Source organism: Arthrobacter terrae (assembly GCF_015708085.1).
Taxonomy (GTDB): Bacteria; Actinomycetota; Actinomycetes; order Actinomycetales; family Micrococcaceae; genus Arthrobacter_M; species Arthrobacter_M terrae.
In genome coordinates this window covers 118,274-135,674 of record NZ_JADNYM010000004.1, presented here as the reverse complement: position 1 = coordinate 135,674, position 17,401 = coordinate 118,274, and the positions used below count along the sequence as shown (strand labels likewise).

At 62.6% G+C, this 17,401-nt stretch carries 15 protein-coding genes; 2 read left to right on the top strand and 13 right to left on the bottom strand.

What is annotated here, in order from left to right; translation table 11 throughout:
• Window positions 1-113: 113 nt before the first annotated feature.
• Genes IV500_RS03875 through IV500_RS03860 form a run of 4 tightly spaced genes read right to left on the bottom strand, consistent with a single transcriptional unit; the run spans window position 114 to window position 4,446 of the window.
• On the bottom strand, window positions 114-842 hold the full coding sequence (locus tag IV500_RS03875; protein ID WP_230854434.1) for a maleate cis-trans isomerase family protein: 729 nt from the start codon (window positions 840-842) through the stop codon (window positions 114-116).
• Complete coding sequence (locus IV500_RS03870; RefSeq protein WP_196395500.1) at window positions 842-2,272, bottom strand: amidohydrolase family protein; 1,431 nt, start codon at window positions 2,270-2,272, stop codon at window positions 842-844. The genes IV500_RS03875 and IV500_RS03870 overlap by 1 nt, the downstream gene beginning before the upstream one ends.
• Window positions 2,269-3,045, bottom strand: coding sequence for an aspartate/glutamate racemase family protein (locus IV500_RS03865; protein ID WP_196395499.1), 777 nt, complete (start codon window positions 3,043-3,045; stop codon window positions 2,269-2,271). The genes IV500_RS03870 and IV500_RS03865 overlap by 4 nt, the downstream gene beginning before the upstream one ends.
• A gap of 57 nt (window positions 3,046-3,102) precedes the next feature.
• Window positions 3,103-4,446, bottom strand: coding sequence for an MFS transporter (locus IV500_RS03860; RefSeq protein ID WP_196395498.1), 1,344 nt, complete (start codon window positions 4,444-4,446; stop codon window positions 3,103-3,105).
• A 338-nt stretch (window positions 4,447-4,784) separates the two neighbouring features.
• Between IV500_RS03860 and IV500_RS03855 the strand changes: the two genes are divergently transcribed.
• Window positions 4,785-5,627 carry a fumarylacetoacetate hydrolase family protein gene (locus tag IV500_RS03855; RefSeq protein ID WP_196395497.1) on the top strand — a complete coding sequence of 281 codons (843 nt, stop codon included), beginning with the start codon at window positions 4,785-4,787 and terminating at the stop codon, window positions 5,625-5,627.
• 152 nt (window positions 5,628-5,779) lie between these two features.
• Here the strand turns inward: IV500_RS03855 and IV500_RS03850 are convergent, their stop codons facing one another.
• The 6 genes from IV500_RS03850 to IV500_RS03825 all read right to left on the bottom strand — a co-directional run bounded on the left by IV500_RS03850 (window position 5,780) and on the right by IV500_RS03825 (window position 10,297).
• The gene (locus IV500_RS03850; protein ID WP_196395496.1) at window positions 5,780-6,127 is read right to left on the bottom strand and encodes a type II toxin-antitoxin system PemK/MazF family toxin; all 348 of its coding nucleotides are present in this window, start codon (window positions 6,125-6,127) and stop codon (window positions 5,780-5,782) included.
• Window positions 6,114-6,347 carry a ribbon-helix-helix domain-containing protein gene (locus IV500_RS03845; protein WP_230854433.1) on the bottom strand — a complete coding sequence of 78 codons (234 nt, stop codon included), beginning with the start codon at window positions 6,345-6,347 and terminating at the stop codon, window positions 6,114-6,116. Before IV500_RS03845 ends, IV500_RS03850 begins: the two co-directional genes overlap by 14 nt.
• Before the next feature lie 145 nt (window positions 6,348-6,492).
• A complete protein-coding gene (locus tag IV500_RS03840) occupies window positions 6,493-6,897 on the bottom strand; it encodes a VOC family protein (protein WP_196395495.1) in 405 nt (134 codons plus the stop codon).
• A gap of 154 nt (window positions 6,898-7,051) precedes the next feature.
• Window positions 7,052-7,393: a Rossmann-fold NAD(P)-binding domain-containing protein gene (locus IV500_RS03835; RefSeq protein ID WP_196395494.1), complete on the bottom strand. Its 342-nt coding sequence runs from the start codon at window positions 7,391-7,393 to the stop codon at window positions 7,052-7,054.
• A gap of 76 nt (window positions 7,394-7,469) precedes the next feature.
• Complete coding sequence (locus tag IV500_RS03830; protein WP_196395493.1) at window positions 7,470-8,891, bottom strand: amidase; 1,422 nt, start codon at window positions 8,889-8,891, stop codon at window positions 7,470-7,472.
• Window positions 8,888-10,297 carry an MFS transporter gene (locus tag IV500_RS03825; RefSeq protein WP_230854432.1) on the bottom strand — a complete coding sequence of 470 codons (1,410 nt, stop codon included), beginning with the start codon at window positions 10,295-10,297 and terminating at the stop codon, window positions 8,888-8,890. Before IV500_RS03825 ends, IV500_RS03830 begins: the two co-directional genes overlap by 4 nt.
• 292 nt (window positions 10,298-10,589) lie before the next feature.
• Here IV500_RS03825 and IV500_RS03820 point away from each other — a divergent pair, with 292 nt between their 5' ends.
• A complete protein-coding gene (locus IV500_RS03820; protein WP_312875819.1) occupies window positions 10,590-11,627 on the top strand; it encodes a LacI family DNA-binding transcriptional regulator in 1,038 nt (345 codons plus the stop codon).
• A gap of 437 nt (window positions 11,628-12,064) precedes the next feature.
• Here the strand turns inward: IV500_RS03820 and IV500_RS03815 are convergent, their stop codons facing one another.
• The 3 genes from IV500_RS03815 to IV500_RS03805 all read right to left on the bottom strand — a co-directional run bounded on the left by IV500_RS03815 (window position 12,065) and on the right by IV500_RS03805 (window position 16,982).
• Window positions 12,065-12,391 carry a DUF4234 domain-containing protein gene (locus IV500_RS03815; RefSeq protein WP_196395492.1) on the bottom strand — a complete coding sequence of 109 codons (327 nt, stop codon included), beginning with the start codon at window positions 12,389-12,391 and terminating at the stop codon, window positions 12,065-12,067.
• A 350-nt stretch (window positions 12,392-12,741) separates the two neighbouring features.
• Window positions 12,742-13,974 (bottom strand): McrC family protein, encoded by a 1,233-nt coding sequence (locus IV500_RS03810; protein WP_196395491.1) that lies wholly within the window; start codon window positions 13,972-13,974, stop codon window positions 12,742-12,744.
• Window positions 13,974-16,982, bottom strand: coding sequence for an McrB family protein (locus IV500_RS03805; RefSeq protein WP_196395490.1), 3,009 nt, complete (start codon window positions 16,980-16,982; stop codon window positions 13,974-13,976). Before IV500_RS03805 ends, IV500_RS03810 begins: the two co-directional genes overlap by 1 nt.
• Window positions 16,983-17,401: the final 419 nt, after the last annotated feature.

The following is a 17,401-nucleotide window of genomic DNA, read 5'->3' as shown; positions in this document are numbered from 1 at the left end:
AGATGGCAAAACTGTCCTGTCCTGGCGTACCGATGTAGTGATGTGTCCTTTGCTCTTTATGTTAGCCATGTCCAGTGCTGCCGCGTGTGGATGAGTACGCCGGGAGGGTGTGATCACGACAGCAGGCGCCCCCACTGCGGATCCAGGCCGGCTGCCCCCGCCATGGAAAGGCACTTCCATAGGGTCACGGCAACGGAATCCAGGACCGGAACACCGTGGTCACTTTCCATCTGGGCAACGACGGGTGCGCCGTAAAGATTCGTGCACAGGTAGATCAGCGCCTGCGGCTGGGCGCCGGCGTCGCTGAGGAGTTCCTTCGACGGTGCCAACAGCTCGGCCGGATCAACCCGGGCGAAGGATTCGTTGACGCTCAGGCCCAAGTGCCTCTCGCCGACGATGGAAATGCCTTCCCTGCGGTAACTGGTGATCACGGCATCGTTGACGTCCTGGGTGTAGGGGGTGACCAGCCCTATCCGGGAGATCCCGAAGGCCGCAAAGGCATCCAGGTACGCCAGCGTGGACGTCGTTGCCGGTATGCCAGTGGCCGCAGTAATCTGCCGGACCATTTCCCTATCGTGGTCCGCTCCCAGCCAGGAACCGGCGGTGCCGTTCCACGCCAGCACATCCACCTCGGCGGTTTTGAGCAGCTCGGCCGCGTCCAGCATGGTCCGGAAGTCGAACTGCTGGTTGGAACCGGAATCCAGGGCGATGCGCGTGACGCCGATCCGGGTGGAATGGACGGTGACGTCAGTTCGGTCGCCAAGGATCCGGTAGGTCTGCGGTTCCAGGCAGGTGTTGGAGGACGGTACGATCATGCCGATTCGTATGGGGCGTGTGGACATTAGAGAGCCTTTCCGGCCAAAGCGGCAGTTTTGCCTGTGTCATAGCGATTCAGGAAGCGGCCGGTGGGTCCCGGATCGGTGAATTCACCGCCATCCAGCACCACCCGCCCACCCATGACCACGGTGGCGGGCCAGCCGGCCAGTTCCATCCCGTCAAACGGGGAAAAATCGGTCCCCATGTGCAGCGCTGTGCCATCCACAGTCCGCACTTCTTCCGGATCGAAGATGACCAGGTCCGCGTCGTAACCGGGCGCGATAATGCCCTTGCCGGGCAACGTATTGATCCGCGCCGGCGCGGCGGCGAAAAGCTCAACGAACTGCTGGACGGCCATGCCCTGCTCCACCACCAGCGTGGTGAAGGCCACCGGCATCCGTGTTTCGATGCCCGGCAGACCGTGCGGCATGAACCGCACGTCCTCGCTCCGGGACTGCTTCTGCGTCAGGTCGTAGCAGGAATGGTCCGAGGAAATGGTGTGCACTTCCCCCGCCCTCACCCGCTCCAGCAGGGCCATGACTGTTTCACGGCTGCGGATAGGCGGGCAGCAGGAAAAACTTTCCGGGAATTCGGACGCGTAGACCTCTTCATCCAAGGTGAGGTAGTGCGGGCACGTCTCGGAGTAGGCCTCCAGCCCGCGGGACCGGGCGTCCTGGACCAAGGCAACGGCCTCCGGAATGGTCTGATGGACAAAGTAGACGGGCGCCCCGGTGTATTCGGCCATCGAAAGGACCTCGGCTACGGAGGCCGCTTCCGCCAGTTCCGGGCGGGTATGGTGCAGGCGTCCGGCGGGAACCGGCCCCGCGACACCGTGTTCATTAATGCCATGCTGCGCCAGGCAGTCGACAATGATCGGATCGTGTTCGGCGTGGATGTAGGTGAGACCGTCCAAGCGCACCATTTCCCGCATCACCTTCACGATGGTGTCACCGTTGGCCATGGTGGAGCCGCGGTTGGTGGTGTACATCTTGACGGAGCGGATGCCGAGTTCCGCCAGCCGGTCCAACTGGGCTGGGACGGTCTCGTCCCAGTCGATCACGGCTCCGTGCAGGGCCACGTCACAGCGCGAGACTTCGGCGAGCCGTATCTTGTTCTCTGCGGCCGCGAGGGGGGTTTCGCTCAAGTCCGCCGGAATACCGAAGTCCATGATCGTCGTCGTGCCTCCCCAGAGTGCGGCGATACTGGCGGTTTCGTAGGTGTCCAAGGACTTATAGGCGCCGGTCACCTGTTCCACGTGGGCGTGGGAATCCACTCCGCCGGGAATAACGGTGCGGCCGGCGGCGTCCAGCGTCCGGGCGGCCGCCGGCAGGAGCTCCGCGGACGTGGCGGAGTCGTATAGAGCGGCAATCCGGCCGCCGCTGACAGCAATATGGCCCTCAATGGTGCTGTCCGCGTTGACGATGATGGCGTTGGTAATGAGCAGATCCACGGTCATGGTGCTACCGAACTTTCTTCGCTGGTTTTGGCGCCCCGGTCAAGGGTGCGGGTGATGTCCGCAGAGAGTCCTGCGTTGGTCTTGTGCGGCGGCCGGGCAAAGCTGCCCTTCCGGTGGGTACCGCCGTTGAGGCTGATCAGCAGCTCGCACTGCTTCACTCCCGCGGAGATACCGTCCACCACAGGGACGGGGATTTGGCCGCCGATCTCCCGCGCGAGGCCGGCGAGCGGTGCACCCGCCAGAATGACGACGTCGGCCCCGTCCTTTTCGACGACGTCGTGGGCCAGCTGCAGCAGCTTGTCCCTGAAATCCTCCTGGACGGAGCCGATGCTGCCGAGTGAATCCTGCAGCGAACGGATAGAGGCGAGGCTGCTGCCCATCCCGTTGCGCTCCACGCATTCCCGGTACCAGGCCTGGATCCGCTGGGAAATGGCAACGATGGAGAACCGGCTTCCCTGCAGGGCCGCCGTATGAATGGCCGCCCCCGTGATGCCGACGACGGGAATATCGACGAGTTCCTTCAGCGCGGGCATTCCCGGGTCCCCGAAGGCCGCCACAACGACGCCGTCCACGAAGCCGTCCTCCTCGGCGATGATTTGGGCCACGGCGTTGCCGGCGAGCAGCGCCTCAACCCGGGTTTCAATGTATTCCACGCCGAACGCGGCGGTACGGACGATGATCTCGGTGCCCGGGGATGCAGCACGCTCCGCCTCGGCGCGGATCAGCGCGGATACGCTCTCGCTGATATTGGGGTTGATGACCAGAATCTTCATGGCACGTACCTGTCTGCACTAAAGAGGGTTGATATGGGCGTCGCCGCTTCGGCTGGTTTAGACCGGGAGGCGGCGGCTGTAGTCCATGGTCAGAACGGAGACGGCCATAATGACGGCGGAGCCGACAAAGTACAGCAGCGCCCAGGTGTAGCCACCGGTGGCTCCGACGATCAGTCCCACGACGATGGGGGTGATGAATCCGTTGATGTTTCCGCTCAGGTTCATCGCTCCGCCCAGGATGCCGGCATTGGTCCGGCCGCCCAGGAGTGCGGGGATGCTCCAGAACAGGCCCACCCAGCGCAGGAAGAACAGGACGGCGGAGAGGAGCAGGACGGCGGTCAGCGGATCAGACACGAGCGTCACACCCACCAGGCCGAGGACAACGATCAGGCTGGAAATGCCCAGCAGCGTCCGCATCACCATGTTGGCGGAGGCGCCCTTGGTCTGCCACCAGTCGGCGATGAAACCGCCCAGAAGTTCCCCAACGAAGCCGGCGCCGAAGATCGCGAAGGTTCCCCAGCCGACGGCTGCGAGATTGAAGTGCTTTGCCTGGGAGAGGTACAGCGGGCCCCACGTCAGCAGGCCGTAAAAGACACCGTTGAAGCCGAACCAGCCAAAGCACATGGACCAGAAGGAGCGGTATTTCATGTACGGCAGCAGGCCACGCCGGCCGGCGCCCTTGGAAGCTTCCGCCTTCGCATCCTCTTCGGCATGGCTGGCCTCGATGTAGGCGAGTTCGTCCTCGTTAACGCTCTTGTGCAGCCGGGGATTGTCGCGGATGTACCACCAGGCGACGAAACCGAAGGCGGCGGTGACGATGCCGACGGCGATGAAGGCACCGCGCCAGCCGCCGGTCAGCGCGATGAGGCTGGCAATGATCAGACCGCCCAGACCGGCACCCAGGGGTGCTCCGGCGTCCAGAATGGTTGCGCCGCGGCCGCGTTCCTTCTGCGGCATCCAGGTTGCATTCAGCTTGCCGCCGGAAGGCATGATGCCGGCCTCGGTGATGCCGATGGCGGCGCGGGCGGTGAAGAGGCTGGCAAAGTTCCAGGCCAGCCCGCAGGCGGCGGTGGCCAGGCCCCAGCCAACACACGACGCCGTGACCATCTTGCGGGCACCGAAGCGGTCGATCAGCCAGCCGGCCGGGACCTGCATGAGCGCATAGGCGAAGAAGAAGGCCGACAGCAGCAGGCCGATTACTTCAGGGGAAAGGTTAAATTCCTTTTGAATCAGCGGCATGGCCACGGAAATGGAGCCGCGGTCCACATAGTTCAGTGTGACCAGGACAAGGAGCAGGACGAAGAGCTTCCAGCGTATTTTCGTGGGCCTGCGTTTGATCAGTGGTTCATCGGCAGGTGGCCTTTGGGCCTCAACCTGAACGGTGGGTTCATTAATAGTCATTGGAGAAATCCTTTAGATGGACTGACAGCTCGGAGTACGGGTGCCGTCGCCTCGACGGTGAGGTACAGATTTGGGATCCCAAAAAGTGAGCCTACGGTGTGGTGTGGATCACTGTCAATCAAAAATTGAAAAAAGAATTTGCATCGCGGGTTTTTTCTTCCAACCATCCAGGACCGATCCCATGGATTCGACTTAATGCGCGACACAATAGCCATACGGCTTGCAATACGCACACCCCAACGGCCTACACTTTGGTATCCCATAAAGAGTGGGGCGGGGATAGACAAACCGCTCCCCCGTGGGCCATCGACTGCCGGACAGCAACCAAAGGAAGCCAGATGAAATTCGCACGAGTCGGACCCCGTGGCGCCGAGATCCCCGTCCTGGTCCATGATCAGCGGCTGTTTTCGCTCCAATCCCTGACTGCGGACATCGACGGCGCCTTCCTCGCCACCGGTGGCCCTGCCAAGGCCGCCGCCGCTCTGGCCGCCGGCGAACTGACCGAAGTTCCCGCCGACGGCGTCCGCTACGGCGCCCCCATAGCCCGCCCGTCCGCCGTCATCGGCATCGGCCAGAACTACGCTGCCCATGCCGCCGAATCCGGCTCCCTGCCGCCAGAGCAGCCCATCATCTTCCTGAAAACCCCCAACACGGTGTCAGGACCGAATGATCCCGTCACCATTCCGCACGGATCCACCAAGACCGACTGGGAAGTGGAACTCGGGGTGGTCATCGGGAAGACCGCGTCCTACCTGGACTCCAAGGAAGCTGCCCGGGAATACATTGCCGGCTATGTCACCGTCAACGACCTTTCCGAACGCGACTTCCAGCTCAACATCTCCGGCGGCCAGTGGTCCAAAGGCAAGAGCTTCGCCGGCTTCTGCCCCGCCGGCCCCTACCTGGTGACCCCCGATGAAGTGGACGCCGGCAATCTGCGGCTGCGCAGCTGGATCAACGGCGAACCCCGGCAGGATTCGACGACGGCGGGCATGGTGTTCGACGTCGACACCCTCATCCATGACCTCAGCCAGTACCTGGTGCTGGAACCGGGCGATCTGGTCTGCACCGGCACACCCGAGGGCGTGGGGCTATCCGGACGCTTCCCGTACCTGAAAGCCGGCGACGTGCTGGAGATCGAGGTCGAGGGGCTGGGGCGGCAGCGCCAGGACTTCCTGAGCTAACCGGTCAGCCCACCCGCGGGTACCCGCCTACCGGGTCGGTGTCGAGTACCGACAGGACGAGTTCTTCCAGGATCATTGTGGGCAGCGCAGGCGCCGCCATGAGCGCCCGGACGGGTACCCCCGCTTGCTAAAGGGCTCCGACGCTCCCAAAGCTACAGCTGCAAGTGCAGCCGAAGCGCCTCATCTACATCGTGCATGGTCGCCGCTGAGAGTTGGCAGAGGACAGGTCCCAGCCGCTCTACTGCCACCGACCGGACCTGCTCCGCCTGCGCCTTGGAATCGACCCGCAACCCGGTCACTTCCACTGGAAGCAACATCTGGAAGGGAAATACCCTGCTGACGTTGCTGGTCATGGGGACAACCGTCACCACCCCGCGACCCAGCTGCTCCACCGTCGAATTGGCGCGATCATTGCTGACGATGACCGCCGGACGCCGCTTGTCCGCTTCGCCACCCCGGACAGGGTTGAGGTCGACCAGCCGGACCTCACCTCGCCGCATCCGTCAGCCCGTCTCCTGTCGCTTCGTCCCAGACAGCCTGCTCGCCAGTTGTCTCCCATTCTTCCCAGGCTGCGGCGTACGCAGCATCCAACCCGACGTGCCGCAGGAGACGGACGGCCTGTCGCACTGCCGCAGAGCGGGACGGCAATCCCTGTGTCCGGGCGTATTCGTCAAGTAACGAAACGTCGTCATCCGGCAGGCTAATACTGAGCTTCATCATCTACTGCTACTTGAGTAGGAAAAGGCTTGCTACCGCTCGTCGAGACGGTTGTGTACTGGCACGGGAGTGGTCGATGGCTCTTCATCCGGTCCTGAGTTGGGCCGAGTCGATCGACGGTCCGGCACTTTTTCTGGCAAATCCCCGATCAGGAGGCCGCGAGGCGCGCCTCGGGAATCTTCGGCTCGAATAGTTCGATCGGATTGCCCGACGGGTCGTCGATCAGTACCTGATTGCCGCCCACCCCCGTCACGATGTCGTTGCGGAACTGCACCCCTGCGTCGCGGAGGGTCTGCACGGTTGCCGCGATGTTGGATACCTCCAGCGTGAATCGGTTCCAGCCGCCCGGCGCGGGACTGCTGCCGTCGGGCATGCTCTGGCCTCCGCCGCCCTGGCCGCTCGGAGCGCTGAGCAGAAGCCTCAGATCCCCGCGCTCGAGCATGGCAAAGGACGGGGCGGGATGCATGACGAGCGTGAATGCCAGACGGTCGCAATAGAAGTTGATTGCGGCATCGACATCATCGACGATGTAGCGCACGCTGACGGTGGCCATTGGGGCGACCTCCTTGATCTGGACTCAGGAATACGCCCCCCGTCGTAGTCTGTCAACGCGCTGGGTATCAGAGATGCACACAATGCGACAATTTTCGGTAGACGGCTGGGTAGGTGCGCCACGCAAAGGAGCAGCCTATATCCATTAGCCCTCCCTACCAGGGCTTAGCACACGCACCGGTGAGCCGGCCGTCCCGCTCACGGCAATGCCCAACTCGTGCGCCGCCACCCAGATCAATGGCCGCATTCCGCATCCCCGTGGTGACCAGCAGCCGAAGGTCCGGCTGGCGCTCCAGCACATCCCGCGGAAACGGCGTACGTTCCCGCATCGCGACTTCAATCTCGAAACCGCGGAGGCGTTCGACGACGGCATCCTCGCCGCCGAGATGGGCGGTGAGGAACGTGGTCTCAATGCCGATGTCCTCGAGCTCGTGCCAGGGCGCGAATCCGGCGGCAACGCACTGGTAGTCGTCCAGGATGGCGAGCCTGCGGACCATGGATGGTCCTTTCCTAGGTTGGGTTCCGGTTACCACCACAGATGGTGGCACTCTCGGTTCTGGCACTCCCATTTGGCTATCCCCATTTCGGGCTCCCCGGAAGGCTGTTCTCGAGCAGGGCGGCAGTGTCGAGCAGCAGGTGTTCCTGGCCGGGTTTGGCCACGAGTTGGACGGAACCGAGCATGGTTTCACCGCCCATGGGAACGGGGACGCTGATGGCCGGAAAGCCGAGCAGGCTCCACGGACTGGTCAATGCCAGCAACGCTTCCCGGACCCCGCTCCACCCCGTGTTCGGGTCCAGGTCGCGTTGGTTGATGACGGGAGCCTCCAGCGGGACCGTCGGCATCAGCACTATGTCCACTGCGGCAAGTTTGTCCAGCATCCCCGCGCGCAAACGCCGTCGGACGTCGAGGGCCCGGACGTACCGCCAGCCCGGCACGCGCGCTGCGGCCTCGAGCCTCTCCAGGACTTCCGGATCGAACAGTTCGGGCGCGCGGCGGACCCTTTCTTCGTGGATCTCATACGCCTCCGCGGACTGGATGTCGTAATAGGGGCCGGAGGTTTCATCCAGTTCCGGCAGCGCCAGCTCGGTCAGTGCCGCCCCTGATGCGGCGAGCGCATCGGCCGCGGCCTGTTGGCCGCCTCGGGCGCTCTGGTCCACCCGATCGACCAGGTCGCAGACCGGTTGCCCGATGCGCACTCCCCGGACCCGCCCGGGCTCAGGAATCCGGGGCGCGGTCCACAGTGACCAATGGGCTCCGGAGCTCTCGGGGCGGGTCGATAGTGCCCACCAGCCGAGGGCCGTGTCTGCAACGGAGCCTGCGATCGGTCCAACCACGTCCATCGTGGGCGACAGCGGGAAGGCACCGATCATGTCGATGGACCCTTGGGTGGGCCGGAGCCCCACTGCTCCGCAGAGCGCGGCGGGAATCCGCACGGAGCCGCCGGTATCGGTGCCAAGTGCCAGCGGAATGAGGCCGGCGGCCACGGCCGCGGCGGAGCCTCCACTGGAACCGCCCGTCATGCGGGAGAGGTCCTGCGGATTACGGGCGGCCCCGGTGGCTGCCCGATCGCTGGTAGGTCCATACGCGAATTCATGGGTTTGCGTCTTACCCAGAATCACGGCGCCGGCGGTCCGCAGCGAACTGACCACGGACGCATCCTGTGCGGGAGTGTCCCCGGCGAAGTGCCGGGATCCCATTGTGGTGGCCAGCCCCGAGGTGGCGATCATGTCCTTGACACCCACCGGAATTCCATGCAGCGGCCCCCGGTCCAACCCGCTGACAAGTTCCGCATCGGCGAGCTGCGCCGCCCGCCGCGCGCCGTCGTCGTCCACCGTCACAAAGCAATTCAGCTCTGCCCCAACGCTGTGCGCTGCGGCCAGCGCCTGCTCGGTGATTTCGACGGCGGTGCTCTCGCCGCTGCGGATCCGCCGGGCCAGCTCTGCAATGCCCAACCCGCCGAACGGGCCGGCACCGGACAGCGCGCCTGCACTCATACAGCGGCCCCCGTCGTCAACTTCTTCCCCCGCCGCACACCCGGCCGGACAAAGACCATGGCCAGCATGCCGACCGCCGTTGCGACGCCGGTTGCGATAAACATGGAGTTGTAGCCATGCAAAGCCACGAGGAAGCCGGTGAGGGTCGGCGCAACGATGGTCGCGATATTGGTGATGAAATGGCTGATGCCACCAAACGTGCCGGCCCGGGTGGGCGCCGTGTCGATGACGACGATCCAGTAGACCGCGTTAGGCAGCGAGTTCAGTGCGTTTCCGATCGCCATCAGCAACAGCACCGCCCCGGCACTGTGGACAGTGGGAATGAGGCAGAAGCACACAGTGGTCAGCAGCAGCGAGCCGGCGGCGAAACCGCTGCGCGCAATCCAGAGGCTGCCGGTGCGGCGGCGCAGCCAGTCGGAGATCTTGCCGCCGAGCAGGACCGTGAAGCATGCACCGATCCAGGGAACCATGCCGAGGTACCACAGTGAGCCCAGGTTAAAGCCGAACTCGTCCTGCAGATATTTCGGTGTCCAGGTCAGGATCATGAAGTTCACGTACTGGAAGGCGAAGTAGCCGATGGCGTTGAACACCAGGGTGCGGCTCTGGAAGAACGACCACCACGGCAGGCGCTCTTCCTCGGTGGACAGGCTCCGCTCATCGGCGAGCATGCCCTCGGTGCTGCGGATCACGCTCAGTTCCTCGGGCGAGACCTTTGGGTTCTCTTCGGGCAGGTTGGTGAAAACCCGGCGCCAGAAAATAAGCCAGACCAGGCCCAGCAGACCCAGAATGATGAACATCCAGCGCCACTGCCCCGTGACCGTGAGCAGGAAGACAGCGATCGGGGCCGCGAGCAGGGCGCCAAGCGGGGTGCCCAGCAGGCCCAGAGATGCGGCGAATCCCCGCTCCTTTACCGTGGCCCAGTTGGCCATGGTGCGGTTGATCGTGGAGAACGTGGGCCCCTCGGATACACCGAAAAGAATACGGAAAACGGCGAAGCCCACCAGTGCGGAGCCGCCGAAGAGTGCGACGCCGATGTTCCCGGCAAAGGCCATGCCTATTTCGAAGACGGACCACAGCAGCACCGCCCAGGTCCACACCCAGCGCGGACCCTTGCGGTCGGCCAGCGCGCCGCCGAACAGGGCGCCGACCATGTAGCCGTAGCCGAAGTACCCCAGGACCTCACCCCACTGGGCCTTGTCGAGTCCGAATTCCTTAATCATGGGATTCGCCGCGTAGGAAATGGCCCCGCGGTCCACGTAGTTGATCACGGTGATCAGCACCACCATGGCGAAGATCGTGTACCGGTAGTTGGGCCGGAACCCGCCCTTCGGCCGAGGCCTGGAGGGGGCGGCCGCGGGCGAGGAGCCTGACGACGGCAACGGAACCTCTGCGCGTCCGTGGGACATGGAAATGCCTTTCTCGAAAAACGTAAGAAAATACCCGGGTCCGTACGAGCGCCGCCATCGACAATCTGGCCGGGCCGGTGGGATGACATGTGACTCCCGTTACGCAAAAAAGTAGCACCAATCACACGATTACGCAATCGTTTGTGTAGCTCACCCAAACGATTGGGCTGACGTCGGCCCTCCGCACAGGGGTTCGCGGCCGTTCCTGTTGGTCGCGATCCAAACACCCGCTCCGCAACGCTAGACTTTTCAGGACTGCCGACATCTTTGGCGGATTTAGAAGGAGGCCACAGTGACCGAACGCCGGGGTCGTTCTGTCACGCTGCGGATGATCGCCGACGAACTGGGCATCCACGCCTCCACAGTTTCCCGCGTGCTCAACTCCGTCGACGCTGACGCTTCAAAGTGGGCGGCAGCCGAAACCGCCCAGCGCATTCGCGAGCTGGCCAAGGAGCGCGGTTACCACCCGAATGTCTACGCAGCCAACCTCCGGACCGCCAGGTCGAATCTGGTCGGAGTGATCGTGCCGCGATTACAGGACTACGTCCTGGCCACCGTGTACGAAGGCATCGAGGAAGCTGCGATTGAAAACGGCCTCTCCACGTTCGTGACCAACTCACTGGACAGGGATGAAAACCGGCGGGCGAGGACCGCGATGATGCTGGAGCGCAGGGTGGGCGGGCTGATTTTCGGAGACGCGCACCTCAACGATCCTTTTCTCGACGAAATCGCCGAGCAGGGCATCCCGTTCGTCCTGGTGAGCCGGCACACCGGAACCCACGTATCGGTGACCGGAAATGACTATGCCGGCGGTCGGCTAGTGGGCGAACATCTACTGTCCATCGGCCGTCGAAATGTTGCCATCCTGGCCGGCCTGGCGTTTACCTCCACTTCACGGGACCGCACCCGTGGCGTCATCGACGTTTTCCGGGAAGCGAACATCGAAATTCCGGTGCAGCGCATCGTTCACAGCGCCTTCGACGCCGCAGGCGGCCGGGCCGCGGCGGATGAATTACTCCGCTCAGGACCCTACCCGGACGCCATCTTCGCCACCAACGATTTCGCCGCCATCGGCGCCCTGGGATCCCTCCGCGACCATCGGCTCACGGTTCCAAACGACGTCGTCCTGGTCGGCTACAACGACACCCCGCTGGCCGCGGAATTGCCGGTGCCGCTATCCACAGTTCGCTCACCCATGCACCAAATGGGCCGACGCGCTTTGGAGCTGCTGGCTGACCGCATGGCCGGCCGGAGCGTCGACTCTGAATCGCTGGAGCCGGAGCTCATCGTCCGCGCCTCATCGTTGGTCGGTCCGGTTAAAATCTGCTGACCGGGCCTTCGGGCAGTTCGTGCGCCATAGTTCGTTAGACGCTGGAGAGGACAGCGACCTCCGGCCCCGAAGCCGCCAAATTCAATTAAAAGCACCGCAGGACCATCGATGACATGGCCGCTGCGATAGCGGCGTGGATCGTGCTGGTGATGAGGCTGGGACCGGTGCACGGGAAGACGTGACCGGTGTCGATGCTGTCGACGACGGTTCATACGGTGTGAAACTGACCGGCGGACCCGCGGGAATGTCCTCGTCGGCGACGCCAACGCACGAACCCCGGCAGCACGCCCCACCGGCAGAACACCCCACCGGCCGCCATGGTTCCTGCACGGCGCACTTTCCGCCGACTCATCGGTCGACGATGAGGGAGACCTATCAATACCCGGGCTGGCTTCCGTGGGCCGCTTCGACGAGCACAGCGGCGCCGACTCCAGAGTTTATACGGTGGCCATAGCAGACTCGGGTCGTCCCAAAGTTACGTTGAACTGATTCTGTACGACTGCGGCACCAATCCCGCCAAGCAGAAGGAGAAGCCAGAAGGCAGCGTGCCGACCCATGGAGCCGCCGGTGAACTTTTCGACGCCGCTCGCATACTTCCAGATCCAAATGATGCTGACTATCGGGACGACCAGCATCCAAGCTGAAGGAATCGCAGCCCCGGCCCTGTTCATCTCGTTCTTCGTTTTGACCTGCCATACAATTGCATAGATGCCGAACGTGATGATGGGCAAAAGCAGCGGAGCTGCGGGACTGCGGTGTTTCACGGCGTCTCCTAAGGATGAAATCCCTGTCGAAATCACAACTGGGGAAGAACACAGTGCAGCCGCTTGAACCGCACTGGCGACGTCCAACGCGTCAACAGGACTATCGGCGTATTGCCGTGGTCAGTAAGTGCTGGCTGCCATCTTTCTGAGCTCACCTCACGCGCCGCAGGCGGCCAGCACCATTCCGTCACTGGCTTCGGCGGTGGTGCACGAGGAAGAACCGAACTTGAGCCACTTCAATCACGCACCATAAGTGGTGAATTAGTTGATGAGAATTTTTTTGCCTCAATCGGAGGACAAAGTTATGGAGGGCAGGCGCCAAGGAGCCTCGGTCGTTCCGGAAGAGACAATCAGTCCATTAAGACCGGTTCCGCTAACGCCGAACCTACCCTGAATCTCAACGCTGAGTCAGCAAGCCGCTGAACCCGCACCAACAGCATCTCCGGCGTCTGGGAAACGTCAATCGGAAACTCAACGATGGATACTTCCGAGTTGCGGATCCGCCTCGTCCTCGAGGGACCGGAACCCGCATACACAAGCCACGCCACGGGAAGCCTCAACGCCGTGCAGTATGCGAGCATCTGATAGTGATCTGCGTTCGGATACCCGCTGAATGATGCGGCTTTGTATTTGGCGTCAAATATCAGCGCCGGCAATCGCTCAATTTCGTGAACAACATCGACGTACATCTGTACGCGCTTAGCATTAGGGCGTCCGTCCTCCTCATCCAGATAGGTTTCATACTGTGCCATCGTCTGTCCGGGATACTTGGACAGTGCCTCCGTTAGCGCGGTCGTGACAAAGTCCTCGAATACCGTTGCCATGTTGACGACGAATGAAGTGACCGTCTGCCTCCCCAGCCCGGCTTCGGCGGACATGTTCTGCAAGATGATTTCCGCCAGGCGCAAGGCGGGGACGTAGCGGTCGTTCAGCCGAGTCTCCCGCCAGACTGGCCGGGCCCTCCCCGGACGGAGCAGTGCGACGCCGTCGAGCTTGGCATCGAGATGACCCAGCCGCGCCTGCAGATCCCCAGATAGCCGTGGGAGATGCAGCATCAGTCGGATCGCACCACGGAGGATCCGGTTCTCAGGGATGTCCACAGTGAAGTCGTCGTAGGAGACCTCTAACGGGATCAGCATCCCGGGGCGCCGGGTCATCTGATCCCCGACCCGGATCCGTCCGCGGACAGTTCTCAGTGCGTCATCCACGGAGACATAGCCGTTGAGGACTCCTTGGCTAAAGGCCCGTTCGGCCTGACGCACCAATGACTCGGCCAGTGCCGAGAAGAGGTCCTTGTCCTCCAGGCCTGTCACATCGTCCGGCCGGAAACCAGGATTTCTTGCGTAGCCGAGCAGGAACAGCAATCGGCTGAGCCCAACTTTGGCTTTGGGTTTCACCTCGACCAGAAGTTCACCGACCTGAACCGCGCCTACCGGGCCGCAGGGCAGTATCACCCAACGGCCACCGCGAGCCGGAGCGACGGATACCAGTCCGGTGTCCCTCAGACTGGCCATCGTTTCCTCGTCCAGCTCCACCGTGACCGAGTCGGATTGAAGTTCGTCAAGAACCAGATGCCGCAGCATCAGAAGGACGCGTCCTCAGCGTCCGTCGGATTCATTTTCGTCGCATTGAGCCCATCGCCAAATTCGACGTCGGCCGACCCTGCGGCAATCAAGTCGACGGCGGCGAGCTGCCTCTCAACGGTCTTCCGCATGGCGCCCAGGCCAAACTTTTCATGCACTTTCTGACGGCTCAACCGTCCAAAGTACTGCTCCTCGAGCAACGGCAGCAGCTCGTACTTCCAGATCTGCTCCAGCCCGCGATCGGTCTCGGCATGATCCTTCATGAAGTAGGAAGGCCCGATCATTAGGTCGCGGTTGGTGGCCTCGATCTCCGCGTTTAGGGCGTTCAGCAGCTGGGCTCGCAGCATCGGCTTGTGGTTGGCTGCGAGGTAGCGTTCGAGGAGTCCGGAAATCATGCCGTCCTCCGGGTGGAGCTCGACGAAGGCGAAGCGCCGACGGATGGCCGCGTCCACCATGGCGATGGACCGGTCGGACGTGTTCATGGTGCCGATGATGAAAAGGTTAGGTGGGAGCACAAAGGTTTTCGTGGGGTTGTACTGCAGGCTGATGCTCTGATCCCTGTACTCCAGCAGGAAGTACAGCTCCCCAAAAACCTTTGCGAGGTTGCCGCGGTTCATCTCGTCGATGATGAGGAAGTACGGCTTGTCCCTGTTCCCCTCGGCCGATGCCTCACCGGCAATCTGACGCAGGGGCCCTGGCTCCAGACTGAACCCGACGGCGCCTCCCTCTGTCTCAGCCGGGCGGTAGCCCTCGAAGAAGTCCTCGTACGCATAGGACGGGTGGAACTGGACAGTCTTGACGTGGTCGCCGTGTTCTTCACCAGCCAAGAACCTTGCGATTTTGCCGGCAAGGTAGGTTTTCCCCGTTCCCGGTGGCCCGTAGAAAACAATTTGGCTACGTGTTTGAAGCAGGTCGATGACCTCTTGGATATCTTCGCGATTTAGATGCAGTCGAGAGGCCAGCTCGTCGGAGGCTGGCCTCAAGATAGGTACGACGGCGGGCTGCGGCAGGGGTGGCACGACGACGATTGGAAGGTCCGCGTCTTCGAGTTCCTGGGCGAACCAGCCTCTAATGGTTGGCAGAGCGTCGGTGAGGTCCACCACCGTACCCTGCTCTTCGAGCAGGCGCGGCAAAGGTGCGGGGAGGTCAAGGTTCCTGATGGGCTGCTTGCGCCAAAGGACGTCGCGGCGTAGACGCGAAGATTCGACCTCTACATATTCAGCGCTCCCGGTCACGACACCCAAGTAGAGGTCTTCGCCATGGGCGGTCACAATAAAATCATCGGGTTTCATCTGACTCAGGAACCGGAAATATTCCTGTGCCCGGGCCTTTCGCTCAGAATAGTCAATGTGCTGGTAACCACCATTGACGGCGGCCTGAACTTCGTCGTAGCCGCTCCCGGGGGCGGGCGAACCAAGATGCTGGGCCCGGGTCGAGATAAATTCACCGTCCAGCCATGAATCCAGCATGGCAATGCCACCCTGATTCTGCCGGACGAGCCATGCCCGCACGCCGCTGGGCCTCGCACCGGACCATTGACTGAAGAAGGGCTCGTCGTACCACTCAACGTCGTGCCCAAGTCCGGCCTCCTGTGCCGTGCGGATGGAATTAAGATCCCGGGCGATTTCCTGTTCGCTGTCCCCGTTAGCCCCGCCTACTTCCTGCGCGAAAGCGTTGCGGATCCGCCGGCGATGCTCCTTGTTGACCACCGGTTCGCAATAGGACGGCCAGGCAAGGTACTCCACGGTGTACCGAATGGCGGGAACGTCGTCCGGTGTTGAGGCCGTGAGGTCGATGAAGGCTTCGGGCGTGCGCAAGGCCTGATGAGCTGCTTCTTCTGACTCCCGTGTGTGGGCCACGAACTTGGCCAGCCAGCGCAGATGCCGCCATTGGTTCATATTGAACCCCGTGCCGCCGTTGAATGCCCCGCGAGCAGCCAGTCCGGAAGCAATGACCTCCGGAATTTCCTGATCTTCGTCCAGCCAACTCAGAACCCGCTCGACGCGTGCTTTTTTGGTCGATGGAGTGATATTGACCAGAGGCAAGGATTGCAGGGCGATGAGCTCACCGGTGAGCCGGATGACCGCCGGAGATGCCCCGTGGAGTTGCTTTTCCAGCTTACTCAGAAAACTGCCCTCGCCGCCGTCGTAGTTGTCCAGCACCCGATGTAGTATCTCCGCGGCGTTCTCGGAGGTCCACGTCGTCTCGCCGCCGCCCAACGGGGACGACAGCGACAGCAGCCCGGCATCGAGTATGGCGCGCGCCGCGGCTTCCAACTCCGGGTTGGGCCCGAACGGCCTACTCGCCGGATTCGATTCCGCAGCCGTCGACGGCGTCTCCCCCCTCCACACCCGAAACTCAATTTGATCATTCATCGGCCAATCCTCCGGTGGTTCTGCGTTCAGCACCTGCCACATCAATCCTTGAGCGCCCAGGCGGTCCCGCAACTCGATTCCGTGGAAGGGAGCGAGCCGCAGCAGTTCGTCCATGGCTTCGAGCAGCAATTCGTAGCGGCGCGAAGGGGTTCCGTTTGCTCCGCGATCATCCCAGCCAACCAGTTTGAGGAACTTCTTGACCGCCCTCGCACGGTATGGCGGAAAGCTGCACGGATTCTCAGACATGAGCAGCAGTGATCCGAGGCCAACGATGCCGCCGACAGAGAACTGGGCAGGATTGAACGGCCGCAACTGTTCAACAAAGGCATCGAGCCGCACCGCGTCCGCATCCCCACCCCAGAGCCCTTCAAGGACACGCCACAAATCGTCCGGGCGGCTCCTGCCCAGATCGACGAACTTCATCATGAAGTACTGGTTAACCAAATTAGTCGACGAAAGATCCTTACGGAGCCGCTCGAACCAGTCCGGGTTGTGGTCCAGGAACAGCTGACGGGCGGACTTCAGCCGTTCGGCCAGTACCAGTTTGTAATTCCGTTCTTCACCATCCAGATCGACGGCGCCGGCGAACCTGGCGGCGTACCTCATGAACTCTTTCCACTGCGTCTCACTCATGAGGTCTGCTCCTTCGCTGGATGCCGGAGACCGTCCCTGATGCGTCCGTCCTCGCCGTCGACAAAGCCCTCCTTGAAGGACCGTAGCCGTCAATCAGTTGGTAGCGAGTTTCGAACGCATCCACTTACTACCCCCTAGCTTGCACAAAAGACCTTGGTGTTTGAATAACCATAGGCAGCATTACCGCGCAGGTCCTACTCGTTCAATCAGATCCCTGCAGAACGTGTCCGCGAGCACAAAGTCAGATCGCAGCAGCCATCGCCATGACCCGCATGGAAGGGACGCACAGGAGGCGCGGTGACTGTGGACGCGTTGCCATCCCGGACGCCGTGCTGGCCGGTACGTTGGACATCCGCGCTGCGAAGCCTGCTGTTCGCGGGAGGCGCGGCACTCTGGCTGGAGCGGATTCCATCACAGAG